Genomic DNA, 18,549 nt, shown 5'->3' on the forward strand with positions numbered 1-18,549 from the left:
CGTCCAGCTTCGGGACTCGTCCGCAGCCGTTCGGCGTCGCATCTCAGAACTTCACTTCGAGATCGGCTTGCAGAACGTCGATGCGGAAGGGTTCGCCGCTGATCTCGTTCGCGCTCAGCCAGCGCGCGCCGATCGTCATGTTGTCAAACATGCTGGCCTTGGCAGAAATGGTGTAGCCTTTGGCGTTGGTCCCGCCGAGGTGGAAATCACTATCGGTGTAGGCGTCAACCACCGCATCTGATTCGAGATAGCGATAGCCAAACTTGGCCTGCCATCCGCCCCTTTTGAATAGGCTGTCGTGTTCGACGGTCAGTGTACCCATGTAGCCCTGATTTCCGCCGGTAAATGAAGTTGTTGAACCGGCAGCGCACAAGTTTCCTCGTATCGGGTCAGCACCCGCTATTGGATCAAAGACGTTGTTATATGGAGGGTTGGACCCAGATACCCGGTTTTTGCTATTACGACACAGGTCACTCCGTTTGAACGCTATATTTTTAACATAGTCTCCGTTTGCGATTAGTTTGAAGTTGTCATTTAAATTGTAAGATAATTCGGCATTTAAGTTCACGATGCGGTAATCAAACAACAGTCCGACATATTGCGGTGAATTGGGCGTTCTACTATCCGGATCTAGCACGATATCGCGTATTCCAAACACTGTGTTGCCCTTGCGAAGGAATGTTGCGCGCTGATTGTCCGTCGAACAAACGACACCGGAACGGAATTCTGAAGGCGTTTGGTAGAGCGCACATGGTTCAGAAACATTTGCTCTTAAATTTTTGAACGCATGATAGGCGGCGGCGACTCTGATCGATGCTGAATTTCCAAGAGGTGCCCCAAGTGCGACCTGACCAGAAAAGAGCCAGCGTTCGCGCGCATTGCGTTTGTTAAAGTCATTGGCTGGGTAGTTTGGATCTCCAAAATCAAGGGGAAACACTCCGCCACGCACAGAAATCGTCATGTCGTCTCGTACGAATTTTCCGAGCTCGATTTTAGTCGAGACACCATCAAAGCGCAGGTCGTCGTCAAATAACAGATCGGTGGAAACGAATGGGTTTGCAAAACGGCCCAGCAGAAATTCTGTTTCTGCAGTCGGTCGCAGGCGCAACCAAGCTTGATCAAGCCAGATATCACGTTTCGCCAACCCGCCGCCCAGATTTTGATTTGTGGAAATGGGACTGTTGTCATTGCCCGTCGCCAACATCAGCCCCGCGGCCATGATGTCATTGATGTGGACATCGACACCCAATCTCGCGCGCACCTCAAGCCGACTGGCCCGATCCTGCGTCGAATTGAGAGTCGGAAGCGGAGCACCGTCGAGAAATGCCAGCGGACCGACTTGATTGATTCTGGCAAAATCAGGGATCTGATTGCTATTGTTCTTTGAATACAGGTTCGACTGGCTCCGAACCCGAATATCGCCGCTCAGCTTGATCCGCTTGACCCATTCCGGCGAAGCGTTGTCTGGAGCGGCCCAGCCTTCGGTCCGCGCCTGGGCAAGGACTTCGGTTTTAAGTTCTTCTCGAATTTGTGCGCGCACGGTCTCGGGAATGTAGGGAACGCGGATCGAACCCGGTGCGGCACCGGGCAATTCGGCCTGCGCCTGGCGCACCGGCACCGCTGCCCGCGCTTGTTCGGCCTCGGCAAGCGCCTGTCCCATCAAGGCCTCGCCCTCTTCCTTCTTGATCAGTTTCTGAGCGACCAGCAGGCGCACCAGATTGACCATCGCACTTTCAGAAGGCGCGGCAGCGGCAGGTAATGCGGAAGCGGTACCCTGCGCCCATGCGCTGGCGGGCACCATGACGCTGCTCGCCAGCAACAGGAATTGCGCGAGCTTTGCCGATTTCATCCAACGGGCGGAGGCTGGCATAATAAGTTCCTTGTGAAGATTTTGATGTTTCATGTTGATCAGCCGCCGAACTGGCTGCGGCCGCGGACCTGGATCACTACGGGATATTGCGATTTGACCGGCGGTGGCGGGACGCTCAGCCCCTGGAGTATCTCGGTCAGCATCTTGTCGATATTGGCCTTGCCGCTGCCGCTTCGCAGTTCGACTGCCGTAATCCGGCCGGCAGGTGTCACCACGATCGCGAAGTTGTTTGTGAAGACAAATTTGTTGACACGCTTGTCGCCGGAAATGGCTGTCTGGATCGCGCGCTTCAGCATATTTTTGTAAAGCCCGTCGCCGATCCCGCCGCCGGTGCCACACGGAGGTTTTACACAGGTGCCGCCAGCGCCGCCGCCCCCCATTCCGCCGCCCGACCCGGCCTGCAAACCGAACGCATCGTTCCCCGCCTGCGCGTCGGCGGCAACCGTCATCGGCGCAGGGGCATCCGGTTTTGGCGCCGCTGCTGGCTCGGGCGTCGGCTTCGGCGCATCGCTCGGCTCGGGCGGCTTCACCTCCGGCGGCGGTGGCGGGGGAGGGGGAGGCGGCGGCAGTGGAGGGGGCAGCATCTCGGTCATCTGGACCGGTTGGTCGTCCTTGACCTTGGTCGTCAGTGTTCCGGTCAATTGGACGTATAGGAACCACGCAATCCCCAGGACGAACAAAAGGCCAAGCCCGACCAACGCCCAGTGAACGACCGGGTTTTCGCCCGGCTCCTTGAAGGCGATTTCGCCGAGGCTTTCTGAACTGGTTGCCACCGTCGGTATTCTGATCAGCCGGCGGTCGGCTTGCCGGTCACTAGACCAACTTTGGACAGCTCGAGTTTACGACAAAGGTCGAGCACTTCCATCACTTTGGCATATTGCGCACCGCCATCGCCCTTCAGCACGATTGGCTGTTCGGGGTTCGATGCCTTGGCGTTACGCAACCTTGTTTCCAGGTCGGGGAGCGTCACGGGATAGGCATCCATGAAGACCTGCCCGGCATTGTTGACTGTCAACGCGATCGTCTTCGGCTGGACCAGGCTTTGCGATGCGCTTGCTTTAGGAAGCTCGACCTTGATGCCCTGCACGCTGGCCGTGGCCATCAGGATGAAGATCACGAGCAGCACATATGCAAGATCGAGCATTGGCGTGATGTTGATGTCGTCATAGGCCTTGCGACTGCCCCCGGCTTTCATGCTCTTGGCTCCTTATTCGGCTGCAATGCCCAGCGGCGGCGGCGTGTGTGCCGCCTCCGCCTGCATTTCGGCCAGACGTGTGATGAGCCGGTCGGTAAAGACGCGGATATCATCCGATATCTTGGTGATCCGGCTGTTCAGATAGTTGTAGCCGAACAGCGACGGGATAGCCGCGGCGAGACCTGCGATCGTCGCCAGCAACGCTGCTGCGATCCCCGGCGCGATGGCATTGACGTTGACGTCCCCAGCCATCGCGACGCCGCCGAATGTGCTCATCACGCCGATGACGGTGCCGAGCAGCCCGATGAACGGCCCACCCGAGATCGCGATTGTCAGAAGCACCATGAATTTATCGAATTTCTGGTTTTCCTCAACCGCCACGCCATCGACTGCGGCGCGCAAGGCATCGACTGCTTCGCTCGACAACGCTCTGTCGCCAAACTTCCGGCGGCGGACGTTCAATTCCTCGATGCCGGTTTCGTAAAGCCGTCCGAGCGGTGATTTGGTGATGAAGCTGACTTCTTGCGGTGAAATACCGGCGATTTCGGACGCAGGCACGAGGTCGTCGTGCATGGCAGTAAAGCGCTTCAGGAACACCTTGTTGCCGCGCTCGCAGGCGTTGAGATACCGCGTTTTCCAGATCATCACACCGATCGCCGCCGCCAGCAGCAACAGGCAAATCGTCACGACTCCTTGGTCGAGCGGCTCGAGCTTCGACACGATGAAGCCGATCACGCCGCTGCCGCCCCCGGCCTGCTTCTCGGCGCTGTCCGAAACCGTGACGAGTTTACCCGATGGTCCTTCGGAGCTTACCATCGCCAGCAGCATGGCTGCGGGACGTGCCGATTTCGAAAGGCGAACTTCGTCGAGGTCGCCCGAGAAGGGCCGCCCCTCGGCCCCACCGATCGAAATCGGTCCGTCGAGCGCTGGCAATGCGACGGTTGCCGCCCCCGCTTCGATGCCATTGACATAAATCTTCAGCGTTTTGCCGTCGGCCACAACCGCCAAGTGGGTCCACTCAGCCTGCTTGACTGGTGCAGCAACCTGCGTCTTCGCCGCGCCGAGCGCAACGAACGGCACGCCATTCGACAGCCCGATGACCAGCGGTCCGCGCGCAAAAACCGCTGCCTCGCCAGTCAGGGCCGCTGGCTTGACCCAGGCCGAAAAAGTAAACGGAGCCCCGGCGGGCATTGCGAGAGAAGGTGAAGGCGCAATCTGTATCGCACCCTGCCCGGGAAAACGTGCCGCCCGCCCAATTATGCCGGCGTCATCGACACCCGGCGGACCATTCAGCGCATTATTGCCGTTAGCGGTCTTGTCGGCCGTCGGTTGACCCGGGTTGTCGGCAAAATGATAGACTGCGAGATAGTCGGCGTCGAACGTGCCCTTGGCATCGTCGCTCGCGCCTGCCGTGGCGTTGCCGAAATACAGCCAAATCTGCTTCTTCTCGCCGCCATTCAAGGTTGCGAGGGAAACCCAGACATAGGCGATACCGGTAGCCGCATCGAATTTCTCAATATGGGCAGCCAACGGCGTCTTGTCGTCGCTGTCGACAAACTTGATGTCCGCTCCATTTTGCAGCGCCTCGGTGAATGTGAAGTTCCCCGAAGTGAGCTTGACAAGCACGACCGTCCGCCCAATCGCCCCGCTGACGTTAATCCCGGATGGCGAGGTATCGACGGTGACCGCCTTGCGATACTGCCAGTCCTTGTTCCACCAGGCCTGCGCCGGCGTCGTAAAAGCCGACAGCGATATCAAGATCGCGAGCAGATATCGGATCATCGTAACGCCCTCATTGATCGAACCATGTTCATAATTCTCCTCGCACAACGAATACCATCCGGGGTTCACCCTTCTTGCTCGCTGGCCCTGCGTTAAGGGGGACTCCGACGATGACCTCGCCCGAAATATGATCAAACAGCCGCAACCGCGCGCCGCCACCGACGCCCAGCAGGCGCGTCGTGCTATTGACGCCAGGCAGCACAGACAGCGAACGAATATAGGCCGAGTCGACGAATGCATAAGCCCGCAGTTCGTCAACCGACTTGCCCAACAACGTCGCGAGCGAAGGCCCGGCCAGCTCGAAGGTAGAGACAAACCCCTGGTCACCAACCGCTTCGGATTCGAAATATCCGCGGACCGTCGAACGTCCGCCTGCGCTAAACTGTTCGTTCGTCACGAGGTGGACATCGGCAATCTGGACGTTCCACGAACTCGCAAAAACCCAGTCGCTTGGGGTCGCCAGGGAATAATTGAAACCCAGATTGAAATGTACGAAGTTTTCCGAACTGGAAACCGCGCTATTCGTAAACTGATCGCTCAGTATTCGATTGGGCAACGACGAATTGCATTGCGAACGATCGACGACCTTTGATTGGCCGACCGACGTATCGATACAGAGTTGTCGTTTAATTGCGCGCAATCCCAGGGTTGCACCTGCCGTCACGCCGAAAGTGCTCGTGCCGAATTTTTTGGCAAAGCTGCTTTCACTGTCCCCGCCAAACGCGCTGTAGTCGACGGTTAGTGGAATATAGCGGATCGGGGTGCGTCCCACGCTGACGCCACCGACCAGCACGTCCTGATTGAAATTCTTGAAATCAAGGGCAAATCCAATCGACTGGGAGCCAGTTTTCACCGGCAGGCGATAGGCCGCGCGAACACCCACCTGATAACCATTACCCAGCACATTGGTCCCGCCCAGCGCGGCGATGTCCGAATTGGAACGATAGCCGCTGATCGACAGCGTCCACGGGCTATCGAGCAGTGGCGCAACATACGATGCCGCGACAACGCTGCTGTCACTCTTGCGCTGTGGCGCGAATATGAAATTCGCCGACAGCGTGTGGCCGAGTTTAAAAACATCGGTATATCGCGTCGATCCGCTCAAACGCAGACGCGACGTCGCCGAACTGTTGTCGTTATTCAGCTCCATGGTTGAATGCAGTGGAAACTCGTCCTTCACGACCAAGTCGACATCAATCGTTCCTGGTACCGTGCCAGGCTTTGGATTGAATTCCACCTTGCGATCAGGAAATCGATCGGCATTCGAAAACTGCTTTTGCAACGCCTTGAAGTCGAGCGGTTGCCCTTGCGCGATCGAGGGCAGTTGCGATCTCAGCACCCGTTCCGAATGATATTTTGACCCGGTCACGTTCACGTTTGCGACCGGCGACTCGTTCACGGCAATCGCGATCACACCGGCGTTGAACATCTCGCGCGTTTGCAGTGGGCTTTCGACCAGCACCGACTCATAACCCTTGACCGTGTAGGCATCCTGGATTGCCTTGCGGGCCGCTTCGACATCGATGTTCGACCGGTCGGGACCGGTAAATCGATAAATGATGTTCTCGATCTCGCCGGGCGCAAGCTTTGTAACGCCCGAAACATCTATGGCATAAATCGGGAATTTATCGGGCGCACGTTCCGGAACATTGGACGGCACCGGCGCCGTCCGTGCCGCTTGAGCAAACGCACAAAAAGGGGTCAGCATCAACGATATCGCCAATGCCCTGCGCGCGTTTGCGACGCGGTTATTCGAAAACTCGCTAACCATCGAAATGTTACTCTTGACCCCAGCCCCGAACGGGATGGTCGTGGCTTTGGCGTAACTTTGTGTAGGTTTAGCGACTCAATTCACACTTTTTTAACCTGCGCCTTCAACACGTCCGATTTAGAGTGTCGACAAGCGTCAACGCCGCGTTGCGCCACGTAAATTTACGCGCATGTTCTTTCCCCAACGTTGCCAACACTGCCCGTTTCGCCGGTGAATGAGCAAGATCGTGGATCACCGAAGCCCAGGCCTCCGCATCGTCGGGCGGCACGTAAACGACTGCCCCACCACCGATTTCCGGCAATGCCCCGCAAGGCGCAAGCAGCGCCGGACAGCCCAGCGCCATCGCTTCCAACGGCGGCAACCCGAAGCCTTCGGTCTTCGAGGGGAAGGCCAGGCACAGCGCGTTTTCCATCAATCCGCGCAGGGCCTCGTCGCTGACCCGCCCCGCAAATCGGACATTAGCAGGGACTTCGATGCCAGCTGCTTCGAATGCTTCACGTCCGGTTCCCCCGACCAGCACCAGCGGTAGGTCCGCTAGCATTGGATCGGAATATGCCTTGAGCAGGATTGCGATATTCTTGTGCGCCTGCGTCGTCGACAAGGCGACTACATAACGACCGCTTGTTAATCCCAGGACCAAGACCGCTGACGGATCGTTAGCGACGCGCAGGATATGATCGACGCCATTGTGGACCACGTCGATCCGGTCGGTGGGGCAAATGCCGGCGGCGGCAATCTGGGCCCTTGAATAGGCGGACACAGTCAGGAGACGCCGGTTGCGACACCCCAGGATGGGCTGGACGAAACGGTACCAGAGGCGAAAACCGCGACCGTACGAGGCTGGCGACAAATGGACCTGCGCGTCGTGGATCATCGTGATCGCGTCTCGGCTGCAAACCGGTCCGATATTGCAGAGACTGATCAGCGTCCGCTTGCCTTGCATCAGCGGCAATGTGAACTGCTCCCAAGGAATGCCCGTCAGGAAACCGACCGTCCTGCAGGGCAATCGTACCTCGGCAGCGCGCGCTTTGCCGTCGAATGTGTGCCAGACCTCGAATTCCATTTCTGCAACTGCCGGATGTCCCTCAGCCATCAGATCGGCTAGCGCATTAGACAACTCCATGGCGACCCGGTGAACCCCGGTTGACTCCGCGCGAAGAAATTTTCCGTTTATGATGAACCGTTTAGCCATAGTAATCAGAAACGCCCAAGACCGAGCCAACGGTTACACCCCAGTCGCGCAGCGATTTGAAACGCGACCAGCGGCCCCGCCAGCCCGAAAACTATCATTAGCGGAAGCAGGACGCGAAGATCGGTCACGCCAAAAAACTTCGTGGCAACGATCCGCACGCAAGCAATGCACATGATGTGCAGGATGAAAATCGGCATGGACCGCCTGCCCAGAAATGCGAGAGCCTGCCCGATCTTGCCCATGTCGAATGCGGCAATTCCGATCACCGCGAAGGCGCCCAATAGACCGGCAGGAAAAACGGCCATGTTCCAAGCCAACCCGGCAACAACCGGTGCCGCCGCATTTTGCATGTCTACGCCAGCATAAAAGCCAGGGGCTGCGACGAATGCACAGGCGATCAATACGGCGGCACTCACAGGGACCATAATGGCGCGAACCCAGTCCCGCCGCGTGGTGAGAAGGTCGGCAAGGCCCTGCGCGGCGAGAAAAACCCCGATACCATACCAGGGCGCCTGGTTCGCCGCCAAACGAAGGACAAGCGGCATCGCAACGATCATCCCGAGCGGCTTCAACGCCAAGCACAGTAGCAGGAATCCGTCACGTCCGAGCAGCTTCAGCGTCAGGATCGCAATGCCGTGAAGGATGAACAGGGCATAGAGAAACCAAAATTGCGAAATGGGCGTGGACCAGAGTGCGCTCAGCGTGGGCCACAATGCGGTTATCGGATGATTAACCAGCCCGCCCAGCGTGAGGATCAAAGTGAATTGGATGGTCGACCATAAAAAATAGGGCCAGACCAGATCGCTCACCAGCGTACCTGCAAAATCGCCACGGTTGCGGTTGACGCGCCGAGCCACCATTGCACCAGACAATATGAAAAAGAGCGGCATGTGGAAGGTGTAGATAACAAAGAACGCCGTACGAACATCCCCCCGCCCTGCGCCCATCGGCGAGTCGATAATGCCGCCCAGCGCATGGCCGGTGGCGACGAGCACGATCCCGATACCGCGCGCAATATCAAGCCAATCCAGCCGGGCTGGCGTATCAGCACCGGTCATGCTGGACGCGCCTTTAACGGTGCTTTGGCAGGCGACCGCGAAGCGATCCGCCCCATTGCAATCCCGGGCTTTTCAATAAAGCGATAGCCGACCCATGATAACAGGAGTGTCAGGAGAACCGCCGAACATACTTGCAGGCTGGCTGGCAGATACCGGTTGGCGATAGCCGCCGCCATCGGGTGCAGCAGGTAAATCGAATAACTCATGACGCCCAACGTCGGCAACCAGCCGCTGTTCAGGACGCGCGCGTCCCGCAACGGCCTCCATAACACTAATAGCAGGAACACCGTGGTCGCAACGATCCATGGGCCAATCGCCTGCATCATGGTCAAATTTGGATGCTTGAACACGCCGAATGCAATGTAATTGCCGGACAGGGCGACGACTGCAAAAATGACAATAGTCCGGATTAGTCCACGCGCGCTCAATGTCCCGACATGGTATCGATAGCATTGGAAACCGATCACTGCGGCATAGATCATCGTGGGTCGGCCAAGGGGTATCCGCGTTCCAATTGCCAGCGACAGCAGCGCCATTACCATGATCGCTCCCGGCACCAGCAGATCCAGCCAATCGGCTGCGCGCTTGCCGAACATCACGATGCTCATGGCGAACAGGACGTACCAGACCAGCTCGATTGCCAGGGTCCAGCTGACGCCAAGGAATGGTCTAACATGAACATATTCGGCGATCAGCAGGATGTTGGGAAGCCAGAGCCGCAGCGGCGCGTCCGCCATGAAGCTCGTCTGTGGAAGGAATTGGGTCACGCCCGCCAGCGTCATCAGTGCCAATGTCACGAGGTAGAGCGGGTAGATGCGAAACAGGCGACGGATCATGAATTCGCGGATGCGAAGTCCCCGCCGCGCAGCCATGGGAATGACATAGCCGCTTATGAAAAAGAATATCGCTACGCCAGCAACGCCGGGCGCAAGCGGAATGAGCAAGGCGTGGATTAAACCTTTGCGCCCCTCAAAAAGATGCTGGGACAACACAAGGGTAGCAGCGATCAGTCGCAGCGAATCGATGACGGCCATGCGCCGCTGCGCGTCGGCGCGGGGTTCCGGGTCATTCATGGTGCGTCGTTGCGTCGGGGTTGACCTTCAATACGACTAGCAGATTGGCTTCCAGATGGGCCTGTCCGCCGAAATAGGCGCGCGTCAGCATCCAACTGATGAAATCCTGTAACGCATATCCCAGAAGACGCTGCAGTTTTCCGGTGATTGAGGAAGGATAGGGTCGCGGCTGGAGCGTTGCATCGACGCGTAGTCCCGCCCGCTGCGCAAGCTGCTTCATGATGCCAAGGGACAATATGCTTTTGTGCGTAATGTCGCTTGCCTGGTAATTACAGCCAAACGGGCTGGCACCGTTGGGGAAACGGAGCAGGTAGAACCCCCCCGGCGCGAGGCTAGGCTTGGTAAAGGCGAAGAAGTCGGCAATCTCTTCGAACGTCATATGCTCCAGCACGTCGAATGCGACGATCGAGTCAAACTGGCGATCCGCCAGCGTCTGTGCCGTCAGCGGTCCCGGCAGGCAATCGATCCTCAAATCGCGGGCGCGCGTGACCAGCGCTTCGACAATCTCGACGCCGGTAACATCATGCCCCCGGTCCGTGCACCATCGCAGCAACTGGCCATCACCGAACCCGATTTCCAGGACTCGGGCATGACGCGGTAGTGCGGCGAGCGGCTGTACCTTGACAAAATAAGCAGCATAACCCGGCGACGGCTTGCCATGCCAATCTGGCTTGAAGTCCAAATAATCCTCATAAAACTGATCCCTGAAATCGCTCACGCAGCAACCGCTTCGGCGATCTGGGGCACGGCCGTAACCTTGCCCTTTTGTATCGGCAGCAAGGCGCTGACCTGAACAGGCATAGATGGCTTTGCGCTGATCGAATTGCCGAGTTCCGGCGCGTCGCTGCGCAAGGTCGCTATTGCGCTGATTACCATTGTTCCCCCTTGAGCTGGCCTCCGCAGACAACCTCTGCGAATCCTGCGTTCCAATTTCATCCTCCCGTTAGGACACGAATGTTCTATTTTTGTAACATCGTGGTGCCATGGCCAATTAAAGGGTGGAACCATACGATGAGCAGCAAGACATATTCGGGTTGGCCCGTATCCGACGGCCACGGCGCTCTTACTCAGCCGTCGCTGTAATATAGAGAATGTTCGGCATCTGGCGAACCTTGCTGGCGCTTGAAGTCGTGGCTTTTCACCTTCTTTTTTTGCCTTTCATTGGTGCTTACGCCGTGTTTTCGTTCTTTGTCCTTTCCGGTTTCCTGATGACTGCAATTGTTCACGATACCTACGGATATAGCGTCGGTGGCTTCGCACGGTATATCGGCAACCGGGCCTTGCGGCTTTATCCGAGTTATTGGTTTGCTTTATTGACCAGCATCCTTCTCGTCGCCTGGCTCGGCGGTGACACGATACTTCACTATCATCCGACGATTGCCCTTCCGGAAAGGGCCGCCGACTGGGCTCAAAACCTCGCCATGATCTTTGTGGATATCGTGCCGCGCGACGTCTGGCCCCGACTGGTGCCATTGGCCTGGGCCCTGACCGTCGAAATCGTGTTCTACGTTCTTATCGGCGTTGGCCTTTCGCGAACGAAGTGTACATCATGGCTCTGGTTTCTGGCGAGCATCGGCTACGTCATTCTTGCGACGTCATTTCACCATCTGAGGGAATCAGCCAACGAGTTGATCCCGATTTATCAGTACAGCGCGATACCTGCGGGATCATTGTCATTTTCAACCGGTTCCCTGGTCTGGCATTACAGGACAGAAATACAACACCAGCTTGACCGGTTTTGGATCGGCGACGCCCGCCTGCTCGTCGTAAGCCGTTGGGGCTTTTACCTCACCATTGCATTCGTCCAAGCCTTGTTCGGGTGGAAAATCCTGGTGATGGCTGGCAACTGGATAAATGTCGGTCTTTCCGGGCTCATCGTGTGTGCACTGTTTCATCGGCGCCCCGGCCCACGCAGTCGTAGGGTTGATAAAGCCGTCGGCGATTATAGCTATCCGATATATCTGCTCCATCTCCAGATGGGGATCGTGGCGGCGGCGCTTCTTTTTGGAGGGCCAGTTGCAGGGCGATCTCTACGCAGCGTTGCTGTGTTTGTGCTTGGCCTCCTTCTAACCCTGTTGGTCAGCTCCATCTGCACGCGCATGATTGATCCTTCCGTAGAGCGATTGCGCAATCGCATTCGTAGATCGGCGGCCTGATGTTCGGCATCTGGCGAACCTTGCTGGCCCTTGAGGTCGTCGTTTCGCATATCCTGCTCGTCCCGATCCTCGGTGCCTATGCGGTATTTTCGTTCTTCGTGTTGTCTGGTTTCCTGATGACGGCGATCATGCACGGCACCTATGGGTATACTCCCGGCGGCCTCCTGCGCTACGCTGAAAACCGCGCTCTACGGCTTTATCCCAACTACTGGTTTGCCATCGCGATCAGCGCGGCGGTCATTCTCTGGGTCGGGGCACCGAACGCGACCAAGCATTTTGCCGCCTTCACCATGCCGCACTCACTTGCCGAATGGCTCCAGAATCTGACAATGATTTTTCCATATTTCGTTCCGAGCGACGCCCACTCGATCCTCTCGCCGCCGACATGGGCGCTGACGGTGGAAATTTGTTACTATCTTTTGATCGGCCTCGGCATCTCAAGGTCAAAGCGCGTCACGCTTGTCTGGTTTGTCGCCAGCATCGCCTATCTTGTCATTATTCACCAGTTCAATGCGGAAAACCGATTTCTCTACGCGGCGATCCCCGCCGGATCGCTGCCTTTTGCGGCTGGAGCACTCACCTGGCATTTTCGCGAGGATATGCGGCGTATCCAGGCCCGGTTGAAATTAAATTCCTCAGGTTGGTTTGCCACCCGTTGGCTTATTTTCCTGATGGCGTTGGCCTTGTACTGGCAAACGGACTGGCATTGGATCCCGTTGTTGGCTCTGTGGGTGAATGTGGCGCTCAGCAGCCTCATCGTTGCGGGCCTCGCCGACGCCAACTGGTCAAAGCCGCGCCGCGCTCTGGACAAATTTATCGGCGATTTCAGCTATCCCGTGTATCTCCTTCACATGCAGGTCGGGATCCTCGCGTCCGTCCTGCTGTTCGGCGAACGGATGCCGCGGCTCCGATCTTTAGAAGGCGTCGCCATCCTCATCTTGACGCTCATTATGACCGGCTTGGTCGCGCTTGTTTGCGTGACGGTAATCGACCCGGCCATCGAGCGCCGCCGCACGCGCATCCGCCATCGAGCAATCGCTGAGGGGAAGGGCTGATGTTCGGTATCTGGCGCACACTGCTCGCGATCGAAGTCGTCGCGCAACACCTGCTGGCGGTGCCATTAATCGGATTTTACGCCGTCTTTTCGTTTTTCGTCCTGTCAGGATTCCTGATGACGGAAATCGTGCATCGGACATACGGCTATAATTTCCGTGGCTTCATCCGTTATCTTACCAACCGGGCCCTGCGTCTTTATCCAAGCTATTGGTTCGCGGTATTGACCAGCCTCTGTCTTATCTTCTGGCTCGGGGCAGCGACCGTCGCCCATTACAACGTCGCGATGACGGTGCCCAATACGGTTAGCAGCTGGCTCCAGAATCTGACGATGATATTTGCGGACCTGATCCCGAAAAGGATTGTGCCCCGTCTCGTGCCGCTCAGTTGGGCGTTGACGGTGGAGATATGCTATTATGTCCTGATCGGTCTGGGCATTTCCAAAACACGCATGACGGCCTGGACATGGGTCGCGCTGAGCCTTGCCTATGTGCTTGTGATCCGGCGTCTTCATCCCGAAGGCGGAGGGTATCTCTATGAAGCTATCCCTGCTGGATCCCTGCCATTTTCTATCGGTGCGGTGACCTGGCACTATCGGGAAGGGGTTTGGCAATTTCTCGATCGAGCCAGGCTGGGGGACCCGCGATTGCTAATCGCCGGGCGTTGGATTTTGTATCTGACGATTATCGGTCTGCAGGGCATAAGTGGCTGGAAATGGCTGGCGTTGTTTGGCAACTGGCTTAACATCGGGATTTCCGCGCTAATCATCTGCGCATTGTTCCATGCCAAGGCAACGGCTTCATGGGGCAGAGTTGACCAGGCGATCGGCAATTATAGCTACCCGATTTACCTTCTGCATCTTCAGGCCGGTTTGATTGCCGGTACATTGTTGGCAAGCAGCCAGCCGACGATCGCGCTGTTTCTGCTTGCGATTGCGGTGACACTGGTTCTCGGGTCGATCCCGGTGCGGATCATCGACCCTATTATCGGTCGGCTAAGAACGCGCGTCAGGTCACGATGAACAATCTGATCGACGTCGATTTCTCGCTGGCGATACATAATCGCACGGGCAAGTATTTCATCGGACGCGACCTGCTCGACAGCCCCGACCTTCCGATCGGCGATGTCTATTACTGGTGGATCCGGGGCCAACAGCCCCCTGCCCGCCTGTTTGGTCGCATCGTCGGGCGCCTGCAACATTGGCACATCACCGGCCGGACGATCGGTGGCCCGCTTGCCGCCTTGCCCGGTCGCCGCTCAAGCCGCCCGCTGCTTCATCTTGATCCCTTCACTGTCCCGACGACGCAACTGCGGTCGCAGGATGCCGTCCTGTGCCACGACATCGGGCCGGTAACGCACCCGCAATTGTTCGATCCCGACGTCGGCCGCATTTACGCCCATATCTACCGGACCTGCGAACGAGTCGGGCCACATTTGATCTTCGTCAGCGAAACAAGTCGCGCCGCTTTCATTGGCGCTTTTCCCGGCGCGAACGCCGACAAGATGCGCGTCATTTATCCAGCCACGCGCGCCGGAATCGTCGCTACGCTGCCTGCACCCGTCCGGGGTGTTGACGGTCCCTATCTGCTCACCGTCGGGAGCGTCGGCGACCGCAAGAACCAGGCCAGATGCATCGCCGCCTTCGCGGAAAGCGGACTGGCTGCCCAAGGTTATCGCTATGTTATCTGCGGGGGACGCGAACCGGGTTTCGAGCACGTCGAAGCGGCTACCCGGGGCGTCGCTGGCGTAATCTGTTTGTCCTATGTCAGCGACGCCGAGCTTAGTTGGCTTTACGGCAATGCGGCGGGCTTCGTCCTTGTCAGCTTGCTCGAAGGATTCGGGATGCCCGTGGCCGAAGCAGTCGCGCGCGACCTTGTTCCACTCGTCAGTCGTGACAGCGTCCTCCACGAGGTCGCCGGTGACGGGGCGCTGCTTGCCGACCCGCTGGACATCCCATCGATCGCGGCAGGGATGACGGCATTGGCCGCAATGTCGCCGACCACGCGCGCGCGGCATCTGCTGGCATTAAAACAATCGACGGCACGTTTCGACATTGGCCGGATTCAGGCGGCGTGGCGCAGCGCCTTAGGCGAAATTCTCGCTCGTTCAGATCAATAAAACACGCTGTAGCCGCTTGGGCATCCACCGGGAAAAGATCAGCAGGAAATCGGGCCAGATCCGCAAGCGGACCCCGAGAAGGATCGCCAGTGTATAAGCGACAGATCCGACGGTAATCATCGCCAGCATCATCGCCAGCGGCGACGTATGACCGACCAGTCCATATCGGGCACCTCCCATAGCCACGGCCATGACTGCCGTCGCGACATAGGGCGGCGTCATGCAGCGTAGCATCTCGCGAAACGACAGCATCATATGTCGCCGCAAGTCGACCGCATTGTAAGCGCTCAGCACAATGCCGCGGACGATTTGCGCGATGAGCACCGCCGTTAGCGAATATTGCGCCGCAAATCCCGCGAGCAGCAAACCGACCACGACTTGGAACGCCCCTTGTTTCAAGACGAGCTGACTTTTGCCGAGTGCGACCATGGCCGATGGGTAGAAGTAATTTGGCGGCGCGGTCAGCGCGAGAATGCTGACCATCTGCACCAGCGGCACGCTTGAAAGCCATTGCGGCCCGAACAGGATTGGCACGGCTTCGGGCGCGACAAGAGCAAATCCGATCATCAACGGGCAAATCAGCGCGGCGCTGACTTGAGTGAAACGCAGATAGGATCGCCGCATTCCGGCAACATCGCCAGGGAACTGCGACAATTGGGCCGTTGCGACACCCACCAGTGGCATGATGACCATCTGGCCGACAAATTCGAAAATGCGGAATGCGATGCGCAATAATCCTAGAGGAGCCGGACCGAGTGTCACACTGACGAAAAGATCGATCGCGCGCGGCACGATCAACGGCAGGATCATACCGGTCATCAGGCTTGCCCCGTCACGGAGCAACTCTCGTGAATAACGAATTGTTCTGCCAAAGCTTGGCCGCCAGGACACTGAGGACCAAACCCAGACCACGGCGATCAACGCCTGCACCAGCCGCTGTGCTGCAAGGGCAATCCCGTTGTAGCCCAGCGCGACCAGGCCGACTGCGACGACGCCCCCGACTGCCGCCGTCATAGTTCCGCGATACGCCAGCAGGCGAAATCGGAATTCACTGCGCAAGATGCCCTCGGCGGTCGCGCTCAAGGACGACAGGACAAACACCGGGGCACACAGCCAGAACATCCATGCCAGTTCGGGCGATGCATAATATTCCGCCAGCGGTTTTGCGATCGTTGCAAAGATCGCTGCAAAAATGGACGCGATTGCAACGGAAACGCGCATAGCCTGGTTACGCGCGTCGTCGGACCGATAGCGGCTTTGCTGAAGCAATTCGACCTGGCCCCAGCGTGCGATCTGCATGCCGAGGTCAAGGCCGATCGTCACCGTAGCCATCAACCCGAAGTCGCGTGGATTGAGGCTATGAGCGAGGTAGACCAGCAGCAGGAACGTGATCAGATATTGACCGCCACCCCCCGCTATCGCCCACAGCGAAGCACGCGCAACTCGCGACCCCGTCATGTTAGAAACCCGACCATCATCGCATGCACATTAAAGTGATTCGACACGTTCGGGCGTAAGACGTCCGCGAAGCACATCACCAACCCCGATCCAGTTACCCCGCACGCGACCGATCCGGTCCACCCACGGTTCCGCCCCCAGCGACCGCAGGTGATTGGCAAAAAAGTTTCGCAAGACGATGTTGCAGGCATACCGCCAGTCCATTGTTCCCTTGCGCACCAGATACGCCGGATTGACCACCTGGGAATAACCGATCCGCACGCCACGAGATCGCCCGGCCTTGACCCCGCGATGCACGCCGGCAAATGCAAAGCTCTTGGCGATGCGACCACGCGGACGAATTCTCACCGAAAAGTCAATGTCTTCTTGCCAGCCATACAGCCGCAAGCGCTCGTCGAACCTGACGTCCTTGATCGCCAGACTCCGGAATGCCATGTTGCATCCGTAAAGCCCGGCGAGGTCACGGTACACGGTCGACGGCGCGGCGGGCCGACGATCATAGTCGTCCAGCATGACCCGGGCTTCCTGCGCGCCAATCCCGGGGCTGTTCACGCCATCGGCCAGCAGGTGTCCCGTCGTTCCCGCAAGGTTGGGATTGGCTCCGAACAGCGCCGCTATCCGCTCGATCGCGAAGCGCGACGGCACATAATCGTCGTCACAAAAGAACAGGATGTCGCACCTGTCCCCGATGTGGTCGATGCCTCGATTGCGCTGCACGCACGATCCGATCGGCCCGATGATCGTTTCGACCGTTGGGCGCGCAGCGGCATCGGGGGGCAAGTCTGCCTTGCAAGTGACGGACAAGATAATACGGTCGGCGGGACGGCTTTGGTTGGCAAGGTCGTCCAGCAACTCACCCAGAATGTCGGGGCGGCCAAGGCTGGCGATAATAATTGCAACGGTCGGAGCAGATTTGTCGGACAGACTTGCGGCAGGGTCGATTTTCATCGGGCGATCACTTGGGCGGCGCCAGCGACGAGTTCGAAGTCCTGCCGGTAATAATCGTGAAGGAACGTGTCTAAGGTGCTTCCAGGTTTTACGAACTGCTGCTTTTCCACATCTCCGTAAATGCCGACGCGAATCAAGCCTCGGCGCAAACGTTCGCGCTTCGCGTGAGGAACAAGGGCGACATAGGGTGCCCGCAACGCGCGAACGATGGGTTTGAGCGACTGAAAGCGCAAATCCGCCGTACGATTTTCGCGGCCCTGCGGAGCCAGCCGGATACCGGTGCAAGTCTCGATATACCGCGCCGCATCGTCGAGTCGGTCGAGCGCGATCACCTGATCGACGATCCGTTCGCCCGCGTTGAAGACATAGTCCGACTGACGATTGAAATGCACATATTCCAGGTCGAGACGCTCCCTGCTCGCCTGAAGATGCTGAATCACCTGCGCGGCTTCCTGAGAGATGATCGGTGCGGTGATCTGCGACTGGTCGAATTTCTTGAATTCACGCAGACGCTGGAAGATTGCTGAGAAAAAGCGATCGACCGGATCGCGGACGATGGCGAGTGAACGAAACGACTGCACTTTATTGAAATGATCGGGAAAAAACAGCGCAAGGTCGGGCAGCGTGATGTGACTGTAGTGGATCAACCCCATTTGTGGATGCTCGGCAATATGGTCGAACGTGCCGATGGTTTCGTCGATCGGGCGCAACGCCTTGCGCACCGAAGTGCCAGCGCATTTGGGGATATGCACGAAGGCAAAGCGGTGTTGGTCCGAGATGATCATCGGACGATCCGCAATTTTGGATACAGCGACACAATTACCCCCCGGTCCGGCTGATTAGCGCCTTATGGGCCGCGTGTTACAGAGTCGGGA

Annotated in this window: 17 protein-coding genes; 4 read left to right on the top strand and 13 right to left on the bottom strand. The window is 57.9% G+C overall.

Annotated features, from left to right (window positions below; genetic code table 11):
• Positions 1–43: 43 nt before the first annotated feature.
• From Q0R02_RS07705 to Q0R02_RS07750, 10 genes are all read right to left on the bottom strand, one after another.
• Positions 44–1,903, bottom strand: coding sequence for a putative porin (locus Q0R02_RS07705; protein ID WP_293882151.1), 1,860 nt, complete (start codon positions 1,901–1,903; stop codon positions 44–46).
• 5 nt (positions 1,904–1,908) lie between these two features.
• On the bottom strand, positions 1,909–2,643 hold the full coding sequence (locus tag Q0R02_RS07710) for a hypothetical protein (RefSeq protein ID WP_293882153.1): 735 nt from the start codon (positions 2,641–2,643) through the stop codon (positions 1,909–1,911).
• A 14-nt stretch (positions 2,644–2,657) separates the two neighbouring features.
• The gene (locus Q0R02_RS07715) at positions 2,658–3,065 is read right to left on the bottom strand and encodes a biopolymer transporter ExbD (RefSeq protein WP_293882155.1); all 408 of its coding nucleotides are present in this window, start codon (positions 3,063–3,065) and stop codon (positions 2,658–2,660) included.
• A gap of 12 nt (positions 3,066–3,077) precedes the next feature.
• Complete coding sequence (locus tag Q0R02_RS07720; protein WP_293882156.1) at positions 3,078–4,847, bottom strand: DUF2341 domain-containing protein; 1,770 nt, start codon at positions 4,845–4,847, stop codon at positions 3,078–3,080.
• Positions 4,848–4,875: 28 nt separating this feature from the next.
• The gene (locus tag Q0R02_RS07725) at positions 4,876–6,555 is read right to left on the bottom strand and encodes a ShlB/FhaC/HecB family hemolysin secretion/activation protein (protein WP_293882158.1); all 1,680 of its coding nucleotides are present in this window, start codon (positions 6,553–6,555) and stop codon (positions 4,876–4,878) included.
• Positions 6,556–6,721: 166 nt separating this feature from the next.
• A complete protein-coding gene (locus tag Q0R02_RS07730; RefSeq protein WP_293882160.1) occupies positions 6,722–7,711 on the bottom strand; it encodes a glycosyltransferase family 1 protein in 990 nt (329 codons plus the stop codon).
• Between the two features lie 104 nt (positions 7,712–7,815).
• Positions 7,816–8,868: an acyltransferase family protein gene (locus tag Q0R02_RS07735; RefSeq protein ID WP_293882162.1), complete on the bottom strand. Its 1,053-nt coding sequence runs from the start codon at positions 8,866–8,868 to the stop codon at positions 7,816–7,818.
• The gene (locus tag Q0R02_RS07740) at positions 8,865–9,941 is read right to left on the bottom strand and encodes an acyltransferase (RefSeq protein ID WP_293882164.1); all 1,077 of its coding nucleotides are present in this window, start codon (positions 9,939–9,941) and stop codon (positions 8,865–8,867) included. Before Q0R02_RS07740 ends, Q0R02_RS07735 begins: the two co-directional genes overlap by 4 nt.
• A complete protein-coding gene (locus Q0R02_RS07745) occupies positions 9,934–10,659 on the bottom strand; it encodes a bifunctional 2-polyprenyl-6-hydroxyphenol methylase/3-demethylubiquinol 3-O-methyltransferase UbiG (protein ID WP_293882166.1) in 726 nt (241 codons plus the stop codon). Before Q0R02_RS07745 ends, Q0R02_RS07740 begins: the two co-directional genes overlap by 8 nt.
• Positions 10,656–10,817: a hypothetical protein gene (locus Q0R02_RS07750; RefSeq protein WP_293882168.1), complete on the bottom strand. Its 162-nt coding sequence runs from the start codon at positions 10,815–10,817 to the stop codon at positions 10,656–10,658. Before Q0R02_RS07750 ends, Q0R02_RS07745 begins: the two co-directional genes overlap by 4 nt.
• Positions 10,818–11,032: 215 nt before the next feature.
• Here Q0R02_RS07750 and Q0R02_RS07755 point away from each other — a divergent pair, with 215 nt between their 5' ends.
• Genes Q0R02_RS07755 through Q0R02_RS07770 form a run of 4 tightly spaced genes read left to right on the top strand, consistent with a single transcriptional unit; the run spans position 11,033 to position 15,268 of the window.
• Positions 11,033–12,097, top strand: coding sequence for an acyltransferase (locus tag Q0R02_RS07755; protein WP_293882169.1), 1,065 nt, complete (start codon positions 11,033–11,035; stop codon positions 12,095–12,097).
• Positions 12,097–13,152: an acyltransferase gene (locus Q0R02_RS07760; RefSeq protein WP_293882170.1), complete on the top strand. Its 1,056-nt coding sequence runs from the start codon at positions 12,097–12,099 to the stop codon at positions 13,150–13,152. The genes Q0R02_RS07755 and Q0R02_RS07760 overlap by 1 nt, the downstream gene beginning before the upstream one ends.
• Positions 13,152–14,171 carry an acyltransferase gene (locus Q0R02_RS07765; RefSeq protein WP_293882171.1) on the top strand — a complete coding sequence of 340 codons (1,020 nt, stop codon included), beginning with the start codon at positions 13,152–13,154 and terminating at the stop codon, positions 14,169–14,171. The genes Q0R02_RS07760 and Q0R02_RS07765 overlap by 1 nt, the downstream gene beginning before the upstream one ends.
• On the top strand, positions 14,168–15,268 hold the full coding sequence (locus Q0R02_RS07770; RefSeq protein ID WP_293882172.1) for a glycosyltransferase: 1,101 nt from the start codon (positions 14,168–14,170) through the stop codon (positions 15,266–15,268). Before Q0R02_RS07765 ends, Q0R02_RS07770 begins: the two co-directional genes overlap by 4 nt.
• Here Q0R02_RS07770 and Q0R02_RS07775 read toward each other — a convergent pair.
• The 3 genes from Q0R02_RS07775 to Q0R02_RS07785 are packed head-to-tail and all read right to left on the bottom strand — an operon-like array spanning position 15,257 to position 18,459.
• A complete protein-coding gene (locus Q0R02_RS07775; RefSeq protein ID WP_293882173.1) occupies positions 15,257–16,726 on the bottom strand; it encodes an oligosaccharide flippase family protein in 1,470 nt (489 codons plus the stop codon). The two genes, Q0R02_RS07770 and Q0R02_RS07775, sit on opposite strands and share 12 nt — an antisense overlap.
• A gap of 30 nt (positions 16,727–16,756) precedes the next feature.
• Positions 16,757–17,674 (bottom strand): glycosyltransferase, encoded by a 918-nt coding sequence (locus tag Q0R02_RS07780; protein WP_293882174.1) that lies wholly within the window; start codon positions 17,672–17,674, stop codon positions 16,757–16,759.
• Positions 17,671–18,459 (bottom strand): sulfotransferase family 2 domain-containing protein, encoded by a 789-nt coding sequence (locus Q0R02_RS07785; protein WP_293882175.1) that lies wholly within the window; start codon positions 18,457–18,459, stop codon positions 17,671–17,673. The genes Q0R02_RS07780 and Q0R02_RS07785 overlap by 4 nt, the downstream gene beginning before the upstream one ends.
• Positions 18,460–18,549: the final 90 nt, after the last annotated feature.

It is taken from the genome of Sphingomonas sp., from assembly GCF_025353885.1.
Taxonomy (GTDB): domain Bacteria; phylum Pseudomonadota; class Alphaproteobacteria; order Sphingomonadales; family Sphingomonadaceae; genus Sphingomonas_O.